Source organism: Arthrobacter sp. SPG23 (assembly GCF_000876655.1).
GTDB lineage: Bacteria > Actinomycetota > Actinomycetes > Actinomycetales > Micrococcaceae > Arthrobacter.
Genome location: NZ_JYCN01000016.1, coordinates 78763 through 98640, shown reverse-complemented (window position 1 = coordinate 98640; position 19878 = coordinate 78763). Strand labels below are relative to the sequence as shown.

General features: G+C 65.6%; 17 protein-coding genes. 8 read left to right on the top strand and 9 right to left on the bottom strand.

Features of this window, described 5'->3' with window-relative positions; genetic code table 11:
* Positions 1-422: 422 nt before the first annotated feature.
* The 8 genes from TV39_RS09695 to TV39_RS09660 form a co-directional block, all read right to left on the bottom strand.
* Entirely contained in the window at positions 423-2234 is a 1812-nt protein-coding gene (locus tag TV39_RS09695; RefSeq protein WP_043481008.1) for an FAD-dependent oxidoreductase, read from the bottom strand.
* A 13-nt stretch (positions 2235-2247) separates the two neighbouring features.
* Positions 2248-3087 (bottom strand): aldo/keto reductase, encoded by an 840-nt coding sequence (locus tag TV39_RS09690; RefSeq protein ID WP_043481007.1) that lies wholly within the window; start codon positions 3085-3087, stop codon positions 2248-2250.
* Positions 3084-3953 (bottom strand): sugar phosphate isomerase/epimerase family protein, encoded by an 870-nt coding sequence (locus tag TV39_RS09685; RefSeq protein WP_052500549.1) that lies wholly within the window; start codon positions 3951-3953, stop codon positions 3084-3086. Before TV39_RS09685 ends, TV39_RS09690 begins: the two co-directional genes overlap by 4 nt.
* Positions 3950-5116 (bottom strand): Gfo/Idh/MocA family protein, encoded by a 1167-nt coding sequence (locus TV39_RS09680; RefSeq protein ID WP_043481005.1) that lies wholly within the window; start codon positions 5114-5116, stop codon positions 3950-3952. Before TV39_RS09680 ends, TV39_RS09685 begins: the two co-directional genes overlap by 4 nt.
* 67 nt (positions 5117-5183) lie before the next feature.
* A complete protein-coding gene (locus TV39_RS09675; RefSeq protein WP_082049647.1) occupies positions 5184-5921 on the bottom strand; it encodes an SDR family NAD(P)-dependent oxidoreductase in 738 nt (245 codons plus the stop codon).
* A 2-nt stretch (positions 5922-5923) separates the two neighbouring features.
* Positions 5924-6832 (bottom strand): shikimate dehydrogenase, encoded by a 909-nt coding sequence (locus TV39_RS09670; protein ID WP_043481004.1) that lies wholly within the window; start codon positions 6830-6832, stop codon positions 5924-5926.
* On the bottom strand, positions 6829-8241 hold the full coding sequence (locus TV39_RS09665) for an MFS transporter (protein WP_043481002.1): 1413 nt from the start codon (positions 8239-8241) through the stop codon (positions 6829-6831). The genes TV39_RS09670 and TV39_RS09665 overlap by 4 nt, the downstream gene beginning before the upstream one ends.
* A 174-nt stretch (positions 8242-8415) precedes the next feature.
* Positions 8416-9318, bottom strand: coding sequence for a LysR substrate-binding domain-containing protein (locus tag TV39_RS09660; protein WP_043481000.1), 903 nt, complete (start codon positions 9316-9318; stop codon positions 8416-8418).
* A gap of 528 nt (positions 9319-9846) precedes the next feature.
* On the opposite strand from TV39_RS09660, the gene TV39_RS09655 reads away from it, so the two are divergent.
* Positions 9847-11622, top strand: coding sequence for an FAD-dependent oxidoreductase (locus tag TV39_RS09655; protein ID WP_043480998.1), 1776 nt, complete (start codon positions 9847-9849; stop codon positions 11620-11622).
* A gap of 511 nt (positions 11623-12133) precedes the next feature.
* On the top strand, positions 12134-12727 hold the full coding sequence (locus tag TV39_RS09650) for a nucleotidyltransferase domain-containing protein (RefSeq protein ID WP_235347332.1): 594 nt from the start codon (positions 12134-12136) through the stop codon (positions 12725-12727).
* 226 nt (positions 12728-12953) lie between these two features.
* Here TV39_RS09650 and TV39_RS09645 read toward each other — a convergent pair whose 3' ends face one another.
* Positions 12954-13859, bottom strand: coding sequence for a LysR family transcriptional regulator (locus TV39_RS09645; RefSeq protein ID WP_043480996.1), 906 nt, complete (start codon positions 13857-13859; stop codon positions 12954-12956).
* Positions 13860-14004: 145 nt separating this feature from the next.
* Here TV39_RS09645 and TV39_RS09640 point away from each other — a divergent pair, with 145 nt between their 5' ends.
* From TV39_RS09640 to TV39_RS09615, 6 genes are read left to right on the top strand one after another with little or no spacing between them, the layout of a single operon-like run.
* Positions 14005-15033, top strand: a complete 1029-nt coding sequence (locus TV39_RS09640; RefSeq protein ID WP_043480995.1) for an amidohydrolase family protein — start codon at positions 14005-14007, stop codon at positions 15031-15033.
* A gap of 12 nt (positions 15034-15045) precedes the next feature.
* Complete coding sequence (gene ligK / locus TV39_RS09635) at positions 15046-15738, top strand: 4-carboxy-4-hydroxy-2-oxoadipate aldolase/oxaloacetate decarboxylase (protein ID WP_043480992.1); 693 nt, start codon at positions 15046-15048, stop codon at positions 15736-15738.
* Positions 15739-15740: 2 nt separating this feature from the next.
* On the top strand, positions 15741-16676 hold the full coding sequence (locus TV39_RS09630; protein ID WP_043480991.1) for an amidohydrolase family protein: 936 nt from the start codon (positions 15741-15743) through the stop codon (positions 16674-16676).
* 1 nt (position 16677) lies between these two features.
* Positions 16678-17979, top strand: coding sequence for a protocatechuate 4,5-dioxygenase subunit alpha/beta (locus TV39_RS09625; protein ID WP_043480989.1), 1302 nt, complete (start codon positions 16678-16680; stop codon positions 17977-17979).
* A 26-nt stretch (positions 17980-18005) separates the two neighbouring features.
* A complete protein-coding gene (locus tag TV39_RS09620) occupies positions 18006-18959 on the top strand; it encodes a Gfo/Idh/MocA family oxidoreductase (RefSeq protein WP_200890993.1) in 954 nt (317 codons plus the stop codon).
* Positions 18956-19825 (top strand): aldo/keto reductase, encoded by an 870-nt coding sequence (locus TV39_RS09615; RefSeq protein WP_326942334.1) that lies wholly within the window; start codon positions 18956-18958, stop codon positions 19823-19825. Before TV39_RS09620 ends, TV39_RS09615 begins: the two co-directional genes overlap by 4 nt.
* Positions 19826-19878: the final 53 nt, after the last annotated feature.

The window sequence follows — 19878 nt, the reverse complement described above, 5'->3', positions numbered from 1 at the left end:
GAGATTGATGAAGTCGTGCCACCGAAGTGGCCCGCAGGTCCACTTCTTCATGTGTTCGGCCGGCACGAGCAACCCCAATGCTCCGTCGCCGATCATCGCAACAGCCACGAGATCGACGACGCCGCCCCTGAACGAGCCACTTTTGCTGTCCGTTCCTTGAAGAGTGGACCTGTGTCATCGGCGAGTTCGTGGACGCAAGCCGCATGGTGACAGCCGCGAAGTGGCGTGACGGAGCGATCGCCGCCCTAGGTGGGACTCGAACCGGGCTCCAGCCCTTGAATAACCGCCACTCCCCCGAAAACCTCCGCAATCCGGCCCAGTCCGGCACCACTACCACCCGATCCGACGCCCAGGGTGTGTGGCTGCAATCTCGAACACTCACTGCAGGCTTGGGATCGTCGACGGATCAGGGCCGGCCTCTGCTAATTCAAACTCGGCTGCTTGACCGTCGCATCGTTGTTTCCGGCGCGTTCTTCCGGGGCCCGGGTGCCGTCATCTTCGTAGTGCGTCGCGTTTGCGATGTCGCGGCCGGCAATGTAACCGAAGGTCAGCGCCGGCCCCAGGTTGATGCCCCCGGCGGGGTAGTGCCCGCCCATGACGGAGGCCTGGTCATTGCCCGCGACGTACAGACCGCTGATGGGCCGGCCGTGGTTATCCAAGACCCGCGCTCTTGAATCGGCTGCGAGCCCGGCGAAGGTCCCGAAGGATCCCGGGACAATCCTGACGGCGTAGAACGGCCCCTTGTCCAGCGGCCGCAGCGAGGGGTTCGGGGTGTTCTTGGGATCCCCGCCGTAGCGATTGAATTCGCTGACGCCCCGGTCGAAGTCGGGATCAATGCCCTTGCGGGCGTTGTCATTGAACTCTGCGACGGTCGCGGCAAGTCCTTGCGGATCGATGCCGCAGGCAGCGGCAAGTTCCTCGAGCGTGTTGCCCTTCTTGAGGTAACCGGACCGCAGGTAGGGGAACAGCGGCACGGGAAGCGGTTTGGCCATGCCCAACGGGAACTTGCGCACGAACGCTGCGTCGGCGATCTGCCAGGCCTCCACCGGCTCACCCTCGGGGGTGGCCTTGAGCAGGCCCTCGACGTAGTCGTAGTAGCCGTTGGCCTCGTTGACGAACCGCTTGCCGTCCCGGCGGACACCGATGCTGCCAGGCTTGGCCCGGTCCATGATGTGCGGGAAGGTTCCCGTGCGTCCGTTGCGGTACGGGACCAGCGAGACCGGGCACCAGGCGGCCGGGGACTCCACGTCCGTCTCGAATCGGGCGCCCACTTCCTGCGCCATGGTGATGCCGTCGCCGGTGGTTTCCTTCGGCGCAAGTGTCCAGTGCTCCCGGCCGGTGGGCGTCTTGGAGAACAGCGCCTTGCGGCGGGAGACGTCGTTGGGGAAGCCGCCGGCGGCCAGGACGACGCCGCGGGAAGCGTTGATCTGCAGCTCGCCTTCCGGGGAACTTACGACGGCGCCCGTCACCTTCCCGGACGCGTCGGTCAGCAGGTGCTTGGCCGGGGTGGAGACGCGGATCTCCACGCCCAGGTCATCGGCGGACTTCAGCAGCCGGCCCGTGAGCGCAGTGCCGTTGACCAGCTGCATGTTGCGCCGGTGAGTCACTAAGTCCAGGATGTGGAAGCCCACCCGCCAGCCTGCGTGGAAGATTCCCTTAATGTTGCCTTGGGAGGCCGAGAGGAATTTGGTCAGGTCCTGGCCTGCCATGATGCCCATGCCCAGGAACGAGGTTTCGTAGAGCTGGTGGCGCATCTTAGCGCGGAGTTCCGGCTTGATTTTGCGTGCGTTGAACGGTTTGGGCCCCACCGACCGGTGGCCGGTACCGGCGCCGGGAGTGCTGCCGTAGATGTCCTTGATCTTGGTTCCCGGTACAAACTGGAGGCTGGTCTTGTCCTGGAAGAAGCCCACCATGTGCGGGACCGCCTCCAGGAATGCCTCCACCCTGTCTTCCTGGTAGTTCCTGCCCAGCCGGTGGCGAAGGTAGGTGCGGAACAGTTCGCGGTTCTCGTTGACGCCATCGGCTTTGGCCAGCGGGTTGCCAGGGGTCCAGGCCCACCCGCCGGACCAGGACGTCGCGCCGCCGCAGACGTCGGCCTTTTCAACAACCACTACTTTCAGTCCGTGATAGGCGGCGGTCACGGCGGCAGACAGACCACCCGCGCCGGAGCCGACTACCAGGACATCGCAGTCCAGGCTCGGGAGGGCAGATGAAGGATTTGCTGGTGCAGTCATGTTCGGTGCTTTCTCAGTGGAAGTAGGTGTCGGAGTCCAGGCGCGGCGGGGCACCGGTTTCGAGTGCATCAATCGCAGCCATGTGCTGCTGGGTCAGGGCGAAACTGAAGACTTCCAGGTTCTCCCGTTGGCGTTGGCTGTCCGCCGATTTCGGCACCGCCACGCGGCCGTGCTGCACGTGCCAGCGCAGGACGATCTGGGCCGGTGTCTTGCCAAGCTCCCTGGCAGGGTCGCGCACAGCCGTCTGCTCCAGGAAACTCCCGTTGCCGCCCAAAGGGCTGTAGGCGGCAGTGACTATTCCGTGCTCGCGGTGGTACGCCAGTTGGGCCGGTTGGCCGTGCTCGGGATCAACCTGCACCTGGTTCAGCGGGACCTCCATGCCGGCCTCCTGAACGGCCTGCAGGTGCGCCGGTTTGAAGTTTGAGACGCCCCAGGCCCTGATGGAGCCGTCGTCAACGAGGTCCTGCAAGCCTTCGCAGGCTTCAACGAATCGCCCCTGGGCGGGGTTGGGCCAGTGAACCAGGAACAGGTCCAGGTAGTCGGTTCCGAGCCGCCGCGCCGCCTGGCCGAAAGCATCGCGTACTCCGCTCCGGTTGTGCCACTGGGTGTTGAACTTAGTGGTGAGGAACAGGTCACCGCGGTCGATGCCGCTGCGGCGGATGCCCTCCCCCACGGCGGCCTCGTTGGCGTAGTTCTCGGCTGTGTCGATGTGCCGGTAGCCGTTGCCGATGGCCTGGTTCACGGCCGCGGCGGCGTCCTCACCCGTCAGGGGCCAGGTTCCCAGGCTGATAAGCGGGATTTGCACACCCGGACTAAGTTCCGTCGTCGTGGTCTCTGCGGTGGTGCCGCTCATTTCGCCCCTGCCGTGTCAAGAGTTCCGGTCAGCTGCACGCTGGCTGCCTGGGCCAGCACGGCGTCCACCCCGGATTTGAGCCGGCGCGCCCACCCCAGCTCGCCGAGTTCCGCCACGCGCCGGTCCGAAGGGGCCTCCGCACTGACCGGAAGGCCGGCCGGAAGTGCGGCAACCGCCGCCACGAGACCGAACTGGCCCTCGCCGGGAACGCCCCGCTCCGAGCGGGATTCGGTGACCAGTCCCTCGCGGGTGCCTGGCCGTTCCGCCGGGCCGTCGCACAGCTGCAGGAGCGGCACGAGGTCTGTGTTGGCGCGCAGCTCCGCCCACTGATCGGCCGCGCCCGGACCGTTGTAGCGGTGGAAGTGCAGGGTGTCCACCACGATCCGGCAGCCGGCCCGGCGGGCGATGTCCGCGGCCTGGGCGATCGAGGCGACGGGCTGGTAGGAGATCGCCTCCAGAGTGGGGGTGATCCCGAAACCGCGGCCGTCCTCGGTCATCCGGGCCAGCGTGCCGACCAGTCGGGCGCTGTCCGGATCGGCACCGGCCACGGTGAGGGAGCTTGCCCCCAGGGCCTGGCCCGCCTCCATCATGCGCAGCCATGCTTCGCGCTGGTCGCTGCCGTCCAGCAGCAGGAATTCGATATCCCGCACGGTCACGCCCGTGTCCGCCATCCTCGACAGCGTCTCGCGCAGCATCGTTGACCCCGGCTGCATGTCGTAGGGGCATTCCGCCGGTGTCACGGGGCGCACCCGGGCGCCAACGAAACCAAAGCCTGCCTGGGCGGCGATTCCCACCAATTCAGGCGGGGCGGTGTTCAGCAGGGACAGCTGGGCCAGGCCGACGGGCCTGTGCGCGTTTTCGGTCATGACTTTGCTCCGTTCAGGCTCAGTTCGTTGTGTGGGGTGGCCCCGGCAGTCTGTGTTTGGGGTCGTGTGCTTTCTGTCAGCGGGGCGAAGCGGACCGGCAGACCTGTACGGGATGATTCGTAGACCGCCAGCAGTATCCGTAGGGCTTTCGTCGCGTCTTGGCCGGTGATGGCCGGTTCTCCGCCGCCGCGCATACTCCGGACAAAGTCCCGGACTTGGGCAGTGTGGTGCGGGATGAGCTGGCCGTTGATCGTGGTGAGACTGACGTTCGGGTCAACTCCTTCAGGGTAGACGGGCTCGGTGCTGATGGTCCCCGCCACTGCCCACAGGTCCACGCGCCCGTCGCTGCCTTCCGGGAATTCGGTCAGGGAAGCGGAGGCTCCGGTTTCCCCCGTGACCCGGATCTGCACGCCCAGGCTCGGGGACAACGCCGTCGACGCTTCGAGGGTGGCCATGGCGCCGGAGGTGAACGTGATGACGGCGGTTGCCGAGTCTTCCACTTCGATGTGCTCGCCGTGCTTGTAGGTGTTGATTTTCCCGTAGACCTCGGCCACGTCACCCATAAACCACTGCAGCAGGTCGATGTAGTGGATGGCCTGGGTCATCAGCACCCCGCCGCCGTCACTGACCCAGGTCCCGCGCCAGGCGTCGCGGGAGTAGTACTCCGGGTCCCGGTGCAGCATCACCGAGCACTGGCCCATGATGGGCCGGCCAAGCGTGCCATCGTCGATCGCTGCGCGGATGCGCCGGGCGGCCGGCCAGAACCGGCGCTGAAAGAGGACACCGAGTTTCACGCCGGCGTCATCGCAGGCCTTCACCATGCGTTCCGCGGACGCCAGGTCAGTGGCGATGGGCTTTTCGCAGAGCACGTGGACTCCTGCGGCGGCGGCCTGCAGCACCACGTCCTCGTGGGTGGGGTGCGGGGTGCAGACCGCGACGATGTCCAGGTCCAGCGCCAGGAGCTCCTGGACCGTGTTGACAGCTGCAGGGAGTCCCCAGGCTTCGGCGGTGTCCCGGGCGCGCTGAAGATCGATGTCGCAGACGCCCACGATGACGACGTCGTCAAGGGCGCGGAATGCCTCGAGGTGGTTGCGGGAGATCGCCCCGCATCCCGCAATTCCAATGCGGAGGGGGCGGGCGGTGACAGGTGATGGGGTGATCATCAACAGGTGCCATCTTTCTGGTGCTGGTAGGAAATTGTGGTGCGGTCCGGCAAAGGCTGGTGCGGGGCTAGTAGGTGGCCCGGCCGCCGGACAGATCGAAGACGGAGCCGGTGGTGTAGGACGCCGCCGGTGAAACGATGAATTCGATGAGCGCGGCCGCTTCGGCCGGCGTCCCGAACCTGCCCATCGGGATCTTGGCGGCCTGGGCCGCCTGCTGTTCTTCCGGCACTTCCGCGAAAAGCGGGGTCACCACATTGCCCGGGGCTAGGGCATTGACGGTGACGCCGGACAATGCGAACTCCTTGGCCAGTGACTTGACCAGGCCCAGGATCCCGGCCTTACTGGCAGAGTAGGCGGGCATGTTGACCACGCCTTCCTTGCCCGCCGTCGAAGAGATGTGGAGCAGGCGGCCGTAGCCTGCCTCGGCCATCCCCGGCAGGACGGCCTGCGAGACAATGAACGCCCCTGTCAGGTTGATCTTCATGATGCGTTCGAAATCTTCCACCGAAGTGGCGGCTGCCGGGGCCACGGGACCCAGGATGCCCGCGCAGTTCACCACCGCGTCGAGCCCGCCCATCTCCTGGGCCGCCGCGGAGACGGCCGCCGCAACCGATGCCGGGTCGGTGACGTCCATGGCGAGTGAGGTGCCTGGTCCGCCCGGCCAAGTGGCCGAGCGCAGGTCCGCACCCGTCACCGCGGCGCCGGACGCCCTGAGGCGTGCCGCCGTCGCACGTCCGATGCCGCTGGCCGCCCCGATGACGAGGCAGCGGGATTCGGCCATGGTGCTCGGTGCCTGGGAATCCATAGCTAGCTGATCGCCTGTCGAAACATGGCCAGCATGCGCTCGGCGTCGGCGGGGATGCCGGTGAAGAGCTCGAAGGCGGCGGCGGCCTGACCCACCACCATGCGTCCGCCGTCGAGCACGGCACAGCCCTTGCCGCGGGCTGCCTTGATCAGTTCGGTTTCAAGCGGCCGGTAGATCACGTCCGCCACCCACAACCCGGGGTGGATCAGGCCGGGATCCACGGGAACACCGGGGTGGCCTGTCATGCCGATGGGTGTTGAGTTCACCAGCCCGTCTGCTTCCCGGATGCTTCCGGCAACAGCATCCGTGCGGGTCACCGAGAGCTGGCTGTCCGGGAAGTGCGGGGCCAGACGGGCGGCCAGGGCTTCGGCTCGGGCCGGCTCGATGTCCGCGATGACCAGGTGCCGGGTTCCGGTGCTGAGTAGGCCGAAGGCCACTGCTGCGCCAGCTCCCCCGGCACCGATCTGTACCACTGAGCCGGTCGCGGCGGACGGGAGGCCGGCCCGGAGTCCGCCGATGAAGCCGGTGTGGTCCGTGTTGTGGCCTACGGCCTTGCCGTCGTGAAAGGTGATGGTGTTGACGGCGCCGAGGATCCGGGCTTCAGGCGAAAGCTCGTCCAGGCCGTCCTGCACCAGTTGCTTGCTTGGGTGGGTGACGTTCAGGCCGTCGAATCCGAGATCGGATGCATGCCGGACCAGCGCCGCGGACCTTTCTGCGGGTTGTCCGATGGCGTCCAGGTCGATGACGCGGTAGGTGTAGGCAAGGCCCAGCCGGTCGGCTTCGGCTTCGTGCAGGCCCGGGGTGAGCGATCCGCGGATACCGGAGCCGAGCAAACCCACCACGAACCGATGGCTGGTATCGGCTTCACGCGGCCGGAATGCCCAGGTGCCCGGCATGGTCTGCTGGCTCATGCCCGCGCCTGGTCTGCAACCGTGGAAGCGTCGTCGGCCGTGCTGGACTGCCGTGATGAGGCCTCAGGGGTGACGGACGACGCCGCGTGGCGCCGCGGGTCGGTCTTCTTCAGTCCCAGCAGGGCCGTCGGAGTCTTGAACGTTTCAGGTGCCAGAAGCGCTGCGACGGCGGAGATGGCGCAGGCCACGGCGGCGAACGTTGCGACCGGAACCCAGTTGGCTTTGTCGCCGCCGATCAGCAGCTCGGAAATGACCGGCGCGAATCCTGCCAGCAGGAGTCCGAACATCAGGCTAATGGCCATACCGGAGTAGCGGACCTTGACCGGGAACTGCTCCGGGAAGAATGCGGGGTAGATGGAGTTCGACCCGGTGTACGCAACCCCGATCAGCAGGATGCCGGTCACAAAGATCAGCGGCACATTCGCCGCCGACAGGGCCGAGAAGAACACGAAGATCATCACTATCTGCAGCACCAGACCGGTGACGAAGACGGGTTTACGCCCGATCCGGTCAGAGAGGATGCCGGCCAGCGGGCCCATGGCCACGGCGGTGAGGTTGGCCACTGCGATTACGGTCAGCATCAGCCCCTTTTCAACGCCGATCACGGAGGTGGCGTAGGACAACGCAAAGACATTGATGATGGTGTTGATGATAGTAAACAGAGACATTGCGGTGACCCGGATGACGGTAACCCAGTGGTGCCGGAACAGGGTGACAATCGGAACCTTGACCACTTCATCCTGCGCTTTGACGTCGGCGAAGACCGGCGGCTCCTCCAGGAGCCGCCGGAGCACAAAGGCGATGACCGTCACCACTGCGCTGGCGAGGAACGGGACGCGCCAGCCCCAGGCAAGCAGCTGGTCCTCGGGCATGGATGCCACGGGAATGAACACGAGCGTGGAGAGCACGATGCCGAACATGATGCCGCTCATCGTCCAGCTGGTGTAGAAAGCGCGCTTCCTGTCCGGTGCGTGCTCGAGCGTGAGGGAACTTGAGCCCGGCGATTCGCCGCCGGCGGAGAGTCCCTGCAGGAGCCGGAGAGCCACGATGAGGATCGGCGCTGCCATTCCAATGTCGTTGTAGGTGGGGAGGCAGCCGATCAGGAAGGTTGAGGCACCCATCAGCAGGAGAGTGAGCAGCAGGACCTTCTTTCGGCCGAACTTGTCGCCGAGGTGGCCACAGATCACTGCACCAAGGGGGCGTGCGATATATGCGACACCTACTGTTGCGAATGACAGGAGCATTGCCGAAGGACCCGGGGCGAAGAACAGCTTGCCGAAGATCAGCGCTGCGGCTGAGCCAAAGATAAAGAAGTCGTAGTACTCAAGTGCGCTGCCCACGAACCCCGAAACTGCTGCGATCTTCGCATTGTTCTTGGGGCGTGCTGGCGCCGATGTCGACACTGACATGGTGTTCCCTTCAGGTAACGGGACCGTTCCGGGGCTCTTGGGGGTGGGCCGGGCTGCGAAACGGTTTGCCGCGCTATGCGGCTTCTCCCCTCCAGTGTGGCTGCGACCACTTAGCTTGTCCACGACTAAAATCATCTATCACTATGCTGTAATTCGACTATATCGAGCGGATGACTAGTTGGGGATCTCAGGAAAGATCTCCTCGACAATGGCGAGCACCGCCGCCAGCACAGCGGAGTCGTTTTCCTCGGACCACGCGACGGCGTGGTTCATGAAGTGCTGCGGGTGATCCAGTGCCACATACGTCGCACCCGAGGGTATGATCCCGGCTATCCCGCTGCTCATGAGGGTCACGCCCACGCCTGCGGCCACGAAGGTCAGCACCATGTAGGGGTCCGATAATTCCTGGACTATGCGGGGGCGGAAGCCGGCCGCCATACACGAGGCGAGCATCACTTCGGTCATGGAGGACGAGCCATCCAGCGGCGGAGATATGAAGTCATCGGCCGCCAGAGCCTGCAACGGTATGGACTTTTCCTGCGCCAGCGGATGATCCAGCGGCAGCACCGCCCCGATTTCCTCCCTTGCGACCAAGCGCGTCATCACCGAGGGAACCGGAGTATCGGGAAGGCCCACGAAGGCAACGTCCAGGGTGCCGTTCGCGACGCTGGCTAACCCGTCGGCCGTGCGCACACGGCTCGTGAGGTCCATTTTGATGTCGGGGTGACGCCGGCGCACGGCACGGGTCAGCGGCGGGAGGGTCAGGTGGTTCACAGCTCCGGAGAATCCGATTCTGATGTTGCCCCGGACGCCCTCAACCTCGGCCTGGGCCGCCTCCCGGGCCAGACGCATCTCGCGCAACACACGGTACGCGCGCGGCAGGAGGGCATACCCCGCCGGCGTTAAGGCCACGCTTCGGGTGTTGCGCTCAAAAAGGCGCGTCCCCAAATCAGCCTCAAGCTTCCGGATCGTCTGGCTCAGCGGGGACTGTGACGTGTGCAGGCGCTGAGCAGCACGGCCGAAGTGCAGTTCTTCGGCCACCGCAACGAACGCTTCCAGCCAACGGATCTCTGTCATGTCTTCAGAATGTACCCTTTACCTGAACATCGAAACGACAGGGGGCTGCGGCCGTCGCGGAGGAGCTCCACTTTGGCGGGGACCTGTTCGAGCGCAATACCCGGGCCGTCTCACTGACGGCCGCCGGATTGTCATTCCTGCGGCATGCCCGGAAGATCCTCGAGGAACTGGACCTTGCCCGCCGCGCGGCCACGACCGGACCTCCTCCGCGGGTCGTCTCGTCCAAGGCCCACGGTTTAGAAATGGCCACATAGCACCGTCCTCGGACGCGGAGGTCGGCGGTCCAACCACCGATGAGTCACTCGGGATTTCCCTCTTCAGTAACCAGCGGCTCCGAAACGATCTGCTGGTTCCAGGCTCCTCGTCCCGGGACGACCGCGGCATGTCGGTCCAGCCCGTCAGACCCAGACTATTCTTGTTTTGCACATAATCAGTGACCTAATTAGTCATAGACGCTACATTGTATGGCGCCCATAATGAGGAGGACATACAGCACGCGACGCACACAGATGTGCGCGAAGGAGAAACATGAAAACGCCCCTGTCGGACAATTGGGATCAGGAAGTGGACCTTTTGGTGCTCGGTACTGGAGCGGCGGGGCTTTCAGCGGCATTGACTGCCGCGGCCCTGGGCGCGGAAGTCCTGGTCTTGGAAAAAACCGAATTCCTCGGGGGAACCACCGCGTACTCGGCCGGGACTTGTTGGGTGCCCAACAACCGATTCCAGCGTGAAGACGGAATCCTGGACGATTACGACCGCGCCGCACGCTATCTGGATGCCGTGGTGAGCGGCAAGGCCCCGCGTGAAGGCTGGCTCGCCTATCTGGACGCCGCGCCGAAGATGCTGGACGCGATGTATGACCTCGGCGTCACCTTCCGTCGCTCCCCTGCCGTGGTCGACTACCACTCCGAACTGCCCGAGACTGGTAAGACCGGACGCGCATTGGAACCGGACCCCTTCGACGGGCGCCTGCTGGACAAGGCCGACTTCGGCCGTGTCCGTCCGCCGGTACCCGAGTTCGCTCTTCTGGGCGGGACCCTGATGTTGCGCCGCGCGGACGTGTCCGCCTTGCTCAAGCTCTACAACGGCTCGCTGGCTGAGCGTGGCAAGGCCGTGGCTCTGGCTGCACAACTCGGCCTGCGGTGGGCACTTGACCGGCTCACACGTCCGCGAGGCACGCGTCTGGTAATGGGCAACGGGCTTGTGGCCCGCATGTTCCACGAATCGCGCAAGCGCGGGGTGGAATTCCTTTTCGGTGCGCAAACCACCGAACTAGTTAAGGACGGGGACCGTGTTGTCGGTGCGGTGGTTGTGCAGAACGGCAGGCGCCTGCGCATCCGTTCCCGCCAAGGCGTGGTGCTCGCCGCCGGCGGCTTCGCCCAAAACGCTGAAATGCGAAAGAAGTTGCTGCCTTCCCCCACGCCGCTCTACTCGCGGGCCGGGGAAGGGTCCACCGGAGACACGCTGTCCCTCGCCAGGGAGGCCGGTGCCGCGCTGGCCAGGGATAACGGGGAAAACGCACTGTGGTTCCCCAGCTCCATCGGACGACGAAGGGACGGTTCTCGCGTGGTCTTCCCGCACATCTGGGACCGTGCCCGTCCCGGCGTGATCGCCGTGGACTCTAACGGCTTGCGCTTCGTGGACGAATCCTGTTCCTACCACCGTTTCGTGCGGGCCATGTTCGCCTCCCCGGACGCCGCCGCGGTGCCGGCCTGGCTGGTCGTGGACTCGCGGACCTTGGCAAAGTACGGGCTGGGCATGATCACGATGCCCCACCTGCCGCGTGCGGCACTGCGGCGCTACATCAAGGACGGTTATCTCTACGAGGCAGAGACCCTCACCGACTTAGCGGCGCAGATCGGCGTGGACGCCGCGGGCTTGGAGTCGACCGTGCAGCGCTACAACGGATTTGCCGCCACCGGCGTGGATGAGGACTTCCACAAGGGCGAGCTGCTCTTCGGTCAGGTGGCCGGAGACCCGGACCATGGGCCGAACCCGAACATCGGGCCGCTGCTGAAGGCGCCCTTTTATGCGATGGCCGTCGTGCCCACACCGCTGGCCACCGCCTACGGGGTGCTCACCGACGGAAACGGGCAGGCACTCGATACCCAGGGCAAACCGGTGGCCGGACTCTATGCCGCTGGAAACGACGCCGCGTCGGTCATGGGCTCGGAATACCCCGGCGCAGGCGTGCAGGTCGGCGCCGGCATGACCTTCGGCTGGCAGGCAGCCCGCCACGCGGCCGCCACAGCCCAGGCCGCGGCTAGTCTGGAGGAATATAAGCAGAGCAGCCGCTCAGCCTGACAACCCGCAAGCCGGAACGCTCTACGGGTGTCGGGCTATTCCACGCAGCACCCGCCCGGTGGAACTGCCGGCCGCCGGAGATGCCCTGCTCGCGGTCGCTGGAGGAATCTACTCACGGGCAGGCAGGAGCGCCGGCAGCCTCCCCGCGCTCTGATACCAAGCCCCTGGCTTCCCTATTAGCCCCAGGAACGCCCGACGGCGGGGCACTCCCGCCGTCGGGCGTTCCTGATGTGGCGGCGCTAAAGAGCGTATCCCTCCCGGCCGGATTCGCCGCTATCTGTTTGCTTAGATCGCGATAGCTTGACGGAAGGTCCCTTATCGGCGTTGAAAAGTACGGGAGTGTAAGTATTTGTCGACTCCCGTCCCATAAACCAATTCCGCATTGCCCGCAGGTTTCCTATTCGAGCCCCTTGCCATTTCGACAAACCACCGCCGCCCACGGGTAACCTTGAGCATGGCCTCATCCACACCCACCCTCGCGACGCGCTGGGAACCCCTGCCCCTGCGAGTCGTGGCGGAGCTGCTCGGGCCGTCATCGGCGCGTTGGTGGTTGTCCGGAGGGGTGGCGCTCGACCACTGGCTCGGCACTAACACTCGCGAGCACGACAATATCGACGTCAGCACGACGATCGCCGACCTGCCTCAAGTGGTGCGGGACTTGCCGGCGCCGTTTAGCGCGTGGGCTCCGTCAGGCGACGGCGTTCTCCCTTGGGCAGAGGCTGATATGGATGCCGATCTGCAGCCGATCCGTATCCATAATGACGCAACGGGCGCATGGGTACTGCAGGTCAACGTCGAGGACGGCACGGATAGCGTCTGGGTTTATCGACGAGATCCCCGACTGCAACTGCCGTGGGATCGTGCAGTGATCGACGTCGACGGCATTCCGACCGGGGCACCCGAGGTGCAGCTGGTCTGGAAGGCGCTGCGTCCCCGTCCGGAGGACGACGCCGACAAGGATGCGGTTCTACCGGAGCTCTCTAACGAAGCCCGCGCCTGGTGGGAGCACGCGATTCTGACGATCCACCCGCACTCGTCATGGTCGATCCATGTGCGTAGCCCGTTCGCTCCGGGCAAGGCCAGCTGGAACAGGACGAAACGCTAGCGCTCCGCTTGGGCCTGCCGGCGATGGGCAGCCGGCTCGTGTCGCGTCGGTGAGGTGGCTTACGATCCAGCCGATTCTCAAGAGCGATTGGTAGCACCCTGCAGGACGGGGTCGGGCCTGCGTCGACTGGCGACGCCGGGTCCCACCGTCCCCACCGACCTCTTCAGTCACGCCGATGCGGCGTGAGCGGCCTGTCCGATTTTGAGACGCCCGCAGACGCTTATGACTACGCCTTGTATTCGTCCGCCGCAACCGCATCAAGCACCAGCGAGCGGAACCATCGCTGCACCTGCGAGAGGCTGGCCTCGCGCCGCGTGTACAACTCCACTGGTGTGCTCTGCCCGGGCCAGGGCAGCTCGGCGATGCGAAGGCGGGGGAACCACCCGCAGAACACCCCCGCTACATGTCGAGGCAGCAGGACGACCAGATCCGTCGCCTCGAGCACGGCGGGCACGGTGCCGTATTCCTCCATGGTCAGCACGACCTGGGACATCAAGTCGTGTTCGGTCAGCGCCTGCAAAGGATAGACGTGCCCGCCACGGGCGGAGACCCGCACAAAGCGCCTCCCCTCGAACATGTCAGGCCCGGTCGCGGGCAGTGGATGCGACCCGGACGACAGAGCCACGTATTCGACCGAACGCACGTGCGTCCTCCACAGCCGCGGTGTGGCGATCCGCGACACGGTCAATGCCAGATCGATGGTGCCGCGGATTAGCCCGCTCTCGACCTCGTCCGAATCGAGCCGTTCTACCTGTATTCGCGGATCGGCGCCGACCCGCCCGAGGGCGGTCATGATCGGTGGGAGGAACGTCTGCTCGCCGATCGAGGTGAGTCCCAGGACGAGTTCACCGCTGAATCCGGTCGGTTCGAACACGTCCGATCCCATGACGGTCGCGTCTATTTGTGCCAAGGCGTTGTGTAGGGGCCCAAACAGTTGCGTCGCCTTCGCGGTCGGCACCATGTCGTTCCCCTCGCGACGGAACAGCTCGTCGCCGAACCGCTCCCTGAGCCGCTTCAGGGAATAGCTGACCGTGGGCTGCGTCACGTGCAGTCGCCTGGCGGCGCCCGTGACGCTGCGCAGCTCGTAGAGCGTGACGAATGTCCGGAGCTGATTGAGGTCGGTGAACGTCATGCCATAGATCCTATCTATGGATCTGTATTTGCATATCTATTGGACCACAGTGGCAAACACCCCTAAAGTCAGTTTTGGGCAGCACTGATTTAACGAAGTGCAGCTGCTCTCGCACCGCTTACACTCAGTGACAAGGACGACACGCGTGATTATCGACATCCACGGCCACTACACCACAGCTCCAACACAGCTCGGAGCCTGGCGTGATCTGCAGATCGCATTCACTGAGGGACGCGCGGACGCTCCTGGCCCTGCGACCCTGCGCATCAGCGATGAAGACATCCGTGAGACCATCGAGGCCAACCAGCTCAAGCTCATGAACGAGCGCGGCAGCGACGTCACCGTATTCAGCCCTCGTGCCTCGTTCATGGCGCACCACATCGGAGACCTCGCTGTGAGCGAGACCTGGGCCCGGATCTGCAACGACCTGTGCGCCCGCGTCAGCGAGCTCTACCCCGAACGCTTCCTCATGGGGGCGATGCTCCCCCAGTCCCCCGGTACGGATCCCGCGACGAGCGTTGCCGAGCTTACTCGTGCCGTCGAGGAACTCGGCGCCGTCACTGTGAACCTCAACCCCGACCCGTCCGGCGGCAACTGGACGTCCCCGCCGCTGACCGATCGCTCGTGGTACCCGATATACGAGAAACTCGTCGAATACGAGATCCCGGCGATGGTGCACGTCAGCACGTCGTGCAACCCGGCCTTCCACACGACCGGAGCGCACTACCTCAACGCCGACACCACCGCGTTCATGCAATTACTCCAGGGCGATCTGTTCCGCGACTTCCCCGAGTTGAAGCTCGTAATCCCTCACGGCGGCGGCGCCGTTCCCTACCACTGGGGGCGCTTCCGCGGGCTCGCAATGGCGCTGGGCAAGCCCGTAATCGAGGAGCACCTGCTGAACAACGTGTTCTTCGACACCTGCGTGTACCACCAGCCGGGCATCGACCTTCTCACCAAGGTCGTCCCGACAGAGAACATCCTCTTCGCGAGCGAGATGATAGGCGCCGTGCGCGACGTCGACCCGCGCAGCGGACACTACTTCGACGACACCAAGCGGTACGTCGACGCCACCACGAACCTGAACGACGCGCAGCGCGCGCAGGTGTTCGAAGCCAACGCCCGCCGTGTCTACCCAAGGCTTGACCGTGCCCTTACTGCGCGCGGACTCTGAGAGGACCATCAAATGAGACTGAACAACCTCGGCATCGTCCGCACCAACATCGAACGTCCGGATCCCACGGACGTCAAACGGCTTTCGCAGTTCGGCGTCGCCACTATCCACGAGGCGATGGGGCGAGTCGGGCTCCTGCGCCCCTACATCAGGCCGGCCTACACCGGCGCTAAGCTCTGTGGTCCGGCAGTGACCGTGCTGCTACAGCCTGGTGACAACTGGATGTTCCACGTCGCCGCCGAGCAGGTGCGGGAAGGCGATGTGATCGTCGCCGGCTGCACCACCGAAAGCGAGGACGGCTTCTTCGGTGAGCTGCTCGCCACCTCGCTGACCGCCCGCGGCTGCAAGGGCTTGGTGATCGACGGTGGTGTCCGCGACGTCGCCGATCTGGAGAAGATGGATTTCCCGGTGTTCTCCCGCGCTGTCAACGCCAAGGGCACGGTCAAGGCCACCCTCGGATCGGTGAACATCCCCGTAGTGGTCGCGAACGCCGTGGTGAACCCTGGCGACGTGGTCGTGGCCGACGTCGACGGCGTCGTGGTTGTCCCGCGCGAGCTTGTCGGAGCGGTGGCAGACGCCAGCCAGAAGCGCGAGGATAACGAGGAAGCCAAACGCGTGAAGTTCCGCGAGGGCGTGCTAGGGCTCGACATCTACAACATGCGGGAGCCGCTCGCCGCCGCCGGCCTCGAGTACGTGGAGAAGTGACCATGGCGCACGGAGACACCACGGGAGGCTTCGAGAAGTCCGCAGGCTGGCTCGACTGGTACGACGGCCCCACCAAGCCCACGTTCCGCCTGCCGGCCGACGCGGTCGACGCGCACTGCCACGTGTTCGGGCCCGGGGAGCGGTTCCCTTACGCCCCCGAGCGGAAGTACACCCCGTGCGATGCCTCGGCGGAGCAGCTCTTCGCGCTGCGCGACCGCCTCGGCTTCGACCGCAACGTGATCGTCCAGGCGACCTGCCACGGCGCCGACAACCGGGCACTGGTCGATGCGCTGCAGCGCAGCGGCGGCCGCGCCCGCGGCGTCGCCACGGTCCGCCGCGACGTGACCGATGAGGAGCTCGCCGAGTTGCACGCTGCCGGCGTGCGGGGCGTGCGCTTCAACTTCGTCAAGCGCCTCGTCGACCGGGTGCCCACCGACTCGCTCGAGGAGATCGTCGCGAAGATCGCGCCGCTCGGCTGGCACGTGGTCATCTACTTCGAGGCCGAGGACCTGCCGGAGCTCTACGACTTCTTCTCCGCGATCCCGGCCGACGTCGTCGTCGACCATATGGGCCGACCCGACGTGAGCAAGGACCCGGACGGCCCTGAGTTCGCACTGTTCCTGCGCTTCATGCGCGAGAACACCAATGTGTGGACCAAGGTCTCCTGCCCAGAGCGCCTGTCCGTCACCGGACCGCGCGCTCTCGACGGCGAACAGCACGCCTACACCGACGTGGTGCCGTTCGCCCGACGCGTGGTCGAGGAGTTCCCCGACCGCGTGCTGTGGGGAACCGATTGGCCCCACCCCAACCTCAAGGACCACATGCCCGACGACGGGCTGCTGGTCGACTACATCCCACAGATCGCGACGACCCCCGAGTTCCAGCAGAAGCTGCTCGTGGACAACCCCCGCCGCCTCTACTGGCCCGAAGGAGCATGACATGGCACTCGACAAGCCGTACAAGGACGTTCCCGGCACGATCATCTTCGACGCGGAGATGGCCCGCAAGGGATACCACCTCAACCAGTTCTCGATGTCGCTGATGAAGCCCGAGAACCGCCAGCGCTACCTGGCCGACCGCGAGGCGTACCTCGATGAGTGGCCCCTTTCGCCCAAGCAGCGCCAGGCCGTGCTGGACATGGACCTCAACGCCATGATGGCCGAGGGCGGCAACATCTACTTCCTCAGCAAGATCGGCGCCACACACGGCCTGAGCTTCCAGCAGATGGCCGGCTCCATGACCGGCATGAGCGAGGCCGCCTATCGCGACATGATGATCGGCGGCGGACGCCGGCCCGAGGGCGTGCGGCTGAAGGATCTCGACGGATGGACCCCTCCCGCGCCGACCGAGAAGTCCGAGGTCATGCGCCCCGACGCGCCGGCAAAGTACACGTCTGCGTTGTTCACCTCGCACGTGCCTGCGATCGGCGCGGCGATGGATCACGGCAAGACCGAGGAGCCCTACTGGAAGAAGGTCTTTGACGGCTACGAGTGGACCCGCAAGTGGGCCAAGGAGAATACGCCCGACGTCGTCATCCTCGTCTACAACGACCACGCGACGGCCTTCGACTCCTCGATCATCCCGACCTTTGTACTCGGCACCGGCGCGGAGTACCCGGTCGCGGACGAGGGCTATGGCCCCCGCCCTGTGCCCGACGTCAAAGGCTATCCCGAGCTGGCCGCACACATCGCCCAGTCCGTGATCCAGGATGACTTCGACCTCACGCTCGTCAACGAGATGGTCGTGGACCACGGCCTCACGGTGCCGCTGTCGCTCGTGTACGGCGATGTCGAGGAATGGCCCGTCAAGGTTATCCCCCTCGCTGTAAACGTTGTGCAGTACCCGGTGCCGTCCGGACGTCGCTGCTACGAACTCGGGCGTGCGCTCCGCCGCGCCCTCGACAAGTGGGACGGCCCGGAGCTCAACGTGCAGATCTGGGGCACCGGCGGCATGAGCCATCAGCTGCAGGGTCCGCGCGCCGGCCTCATCAACGAAGAGTGGGACAACGCGTTCCTCGACCACCTCATCGCCGACCCCGTGGGCCTGACAGAGTGGGATCACATGGAGTACGTCGATGAGGCGGGCTCCGAGGGCATCGAGCTGGTCGACTGGCTGATCGCGCGCGGCGCGATGGACGACCAGTTCGGCGGCGAGGCGCCTTCTGTTGACCACCGGTTCTACCACGTGCCGGCGTCGAACACCGCCGTCGGCCACCTTGTTCTCACGAACCCGACCGACTGACCGCATCCGCAACAAAGGAGCCCCCCATGACTGACAAGATCCGTGTGGCCGTCGTCGGCGCCGCAGGCGCCTTCGGCATGAAACATCTCGACGGCCTGATGAACATCCCCGATGCCGAGGTGACCGTCGTCAGCGGCACGCGGCTCGAACCGACCCAGGCAGTCGCCGCGAAGTACGGCGTCGCCAACGCCGTCGTCGGGCTGGACGCCGTGCTCGAGCGCGACGACGTTGATGCCGTCATCCTCGCCACGCCCACGGGTCTGCACGCCTCGCAGACACAGGCGGTCCTCAAGGCCGGCAAGCACGTGCAGGTCGAGATCCCGCTCGCCGACTCGATCGCCGACGCCGAGGCCACGCTCGCCGCGGCCGAGGCGTCCGACCGCGTCGCCATGGTGGGCCACACGCGGCGGTTCAACCCCTCGCACCAGCTCGTGCACAACCGGATCGCCGAGGGCTCGTTCAACGTGCAGCAAATGGACGTGCAGACGTACTTTTTCCGCCGCACCAACACGAACGCGAAGGGCGAGGCCCGGTCCTGGACCGACCACCTGCTGTGGCACCACGCCGCGCATACTGTCGACTTGTTCGCCTACCAGGCCGGCAAGATCGTACAGGCGAACGCGATCCAGGGCCCGATCAACCCCGAACTCGGCATCGCGATGGACATGTCAATCCAGCTCAAGAGCGAGTCGGGCGCGATCTGTACCCTGTCCCTCTCGTTCAACAACAACGGGCCGTTCGGCACGTTCTTCCGCTACATCGGCGACACCGAGACGTACGTCGCGCGCTACGACGACCTCTTCAACGGCCGCGACGAGCAGATCGACGTCTCGAAGGTGGCGGTGAGCATGAACGGCATCGAGCTGCAGGACCGCGAGTTCGTCAGCGCGATCCGCGAGGGGCGGGAGCCGAACTCGTCGCTCCGCCAGGTCATCGACTGCTACCGCGTGCTCGGCGCGCTGGAGGAGCAGCTCGCGTGAACCTCCCCCAGATCGGCCTCGGCTGCATGTCCCTGAGCCACGCCTATGGCGTCCCCCCGTCGCGTGACGAGGGTCTGGCGTTCCTGCGCGCGGCGCTCGACGACGGCGTGCAGCTGCTCGACACGGCAACACTGTACGGCGGCGGCCGCAACGAAGAGCTTGTAGGTGCTGCGATCGCGGGGCGCCGCGACGAGGTCTTCCTGGCGAGTAAGTGCGGGATGGCGTCCGTCGACGGCGTGAAAGTCATCGACGGACGCCCCGATACGCTGCGCGCACAGGTCGATGCTTCGCTGAGCCGCCTTGGCGTCGATTACATCGACCTGTACTACCTTCACCGGTGGGACAAGAAGGTGCCGATCGGCGATAGCGTCGGCGCGCTGGCCGAGATGGTCGCCGCGGGCAAGATCGGCGCAATCGGCCTGTCCGAGGTGTCGGTCGCGCGACTGCGCGAGGCGCAGTCAGTCACCCCTATCGCGGCCGTGCAGAACGAGTACTCGCTGTGGAGTCGCAATGCCGAGCTTGGCATGCTCGACGCCACTCGCGAGGACGGCGTGACCCTGGTTGCGTTTTCGCCGGTCGCAAGGGGGTTCCTCGCCGATGCGATCAAGGACCCAGGTAAGCTGGCCCCAAACGACATCCGCCGCAGCATGCCGCGCTTCCAGCCCGAGCACTGGGGTGCGAATGCGACGCTGCTGGTCTCTTGGCGTGAGCTGGCTGCGGAGGCCGGTTGCACCCCGGCACAGCTCGCGCTGGTCTGGCTGCTCTCCCGCGGCGAGCACGTTCTGCCGATCCCGGGAACAACGAGCGTCGCGCACCTGCGTGAGAACATGGCGGCAGCCACATCTCTGTCGACAGCGCGCTGCTGACGCGGGCCGGCGAGCTGATTGGCACGGCCACCATCTCTGGCGCGCGATATTCG

Excerpts from the sequence above, each read along its gene's own strand:
- TV39_RS09660 (WP_043481000.1), bottom strand. The coding sequence starts at position 9,318 with ATGACAGAGATCCGTTGGCTGGAAGCGTTCGTTGCGGTGGCCGAAGAA.
- TV39_RS09670 (WP_043481004.1), bottom strand. The coding sequence starts at position 6,832 with ATGAGCCAGCAGACCATGCCGGGCACCTGGGCATTCCGGCCGCGTGAA.
- TV39_RS09680 (WP_043481005.1), bottom strand. The coding sequence starts at position 5,116 with ATGATCACCCCATCACCTGTCACCGCCCGCCCCCTCCGCATTGGAATT.
- TV39_RS09675 (WP_082049647.1), bottom strand. The coding sequence starts at position 5,921 with ATGGATTCCCAGGCACCGAGCACCATGGCCGAATCCCGCTGCCTCGTC.
- TV39_RS09690 (WP_043481007.1), bottom strand. The coding sequence starts at position 3,087 with ATGAGCGGCACCACCGCAGAGACCACGACGACGGAACTTAGTCCGGGT.
- TV39_RS09645 (WP_043480996.1), bottom strand. The coding sequence starts at position 13,859 with ATGACGTTCACCGACCTCAATCAGCTCCGGACATTCGTCACGCTCTAC.
- TV39_RS09625 (WP_043480989.1), top strand. The coding sequence starts at position 16,678 with ATGGCACTCGACAAGCCGTACAAGGACGTTCCCGGCACGATCATCTTC.
- TV39_RS09655 (WP_043480998.1), top strand. The coding sequence starts at position 9,847 with ATGAAAACGCCCCTGTCGGACAATTGGGATCAGGAAGTGGACCTTTTG.
- TV39_RS09685 (WP_052500549.1), bottom strand. The coding sequence starts at position 3,953 with ATGACCGAAAACGCGCACAGGCCCGTCGGCCTGGCCCAGCTGTCCCTG.
- ligK (WP_043480992.1), top strand. The coding sequence starts at position 15,046 with ATGAGACTGAACAACCTCGGCATCGTCCGCACCAACATCGAACGTCCG.
- TV39_RS09620 (WP_200890993.1), top strand. The coding sequence starts at position 18,006 with ATGACTGACAAGATCCGTGTGGCCGTCGTCGGCGCCGCAGGCGCCTTC.
- TV39_RS09665 (WP_043481002.1), bottom strand. The coding sequence starts at position 8,241 with ATGTCAGTGTCGACATCGGCGCCAGCACGCCCCAAGAACAATGCGAAG.
- TV39_RS09630 (WP_043480991.1), top strand. The coding sequence starts at position 15,741 with ATGGCGCACGGAGACACCACGGGAGGCTTCGAGAAGTCCGCAGGCTGG.
- TV39_RS09695 (WP_043481008.1), bottom strand. The coding sequence starts at position 2,234 with ATGACTGCACCAGCAAATCCTTCATCTGCCCTCCCGAGCCTGGACTGC.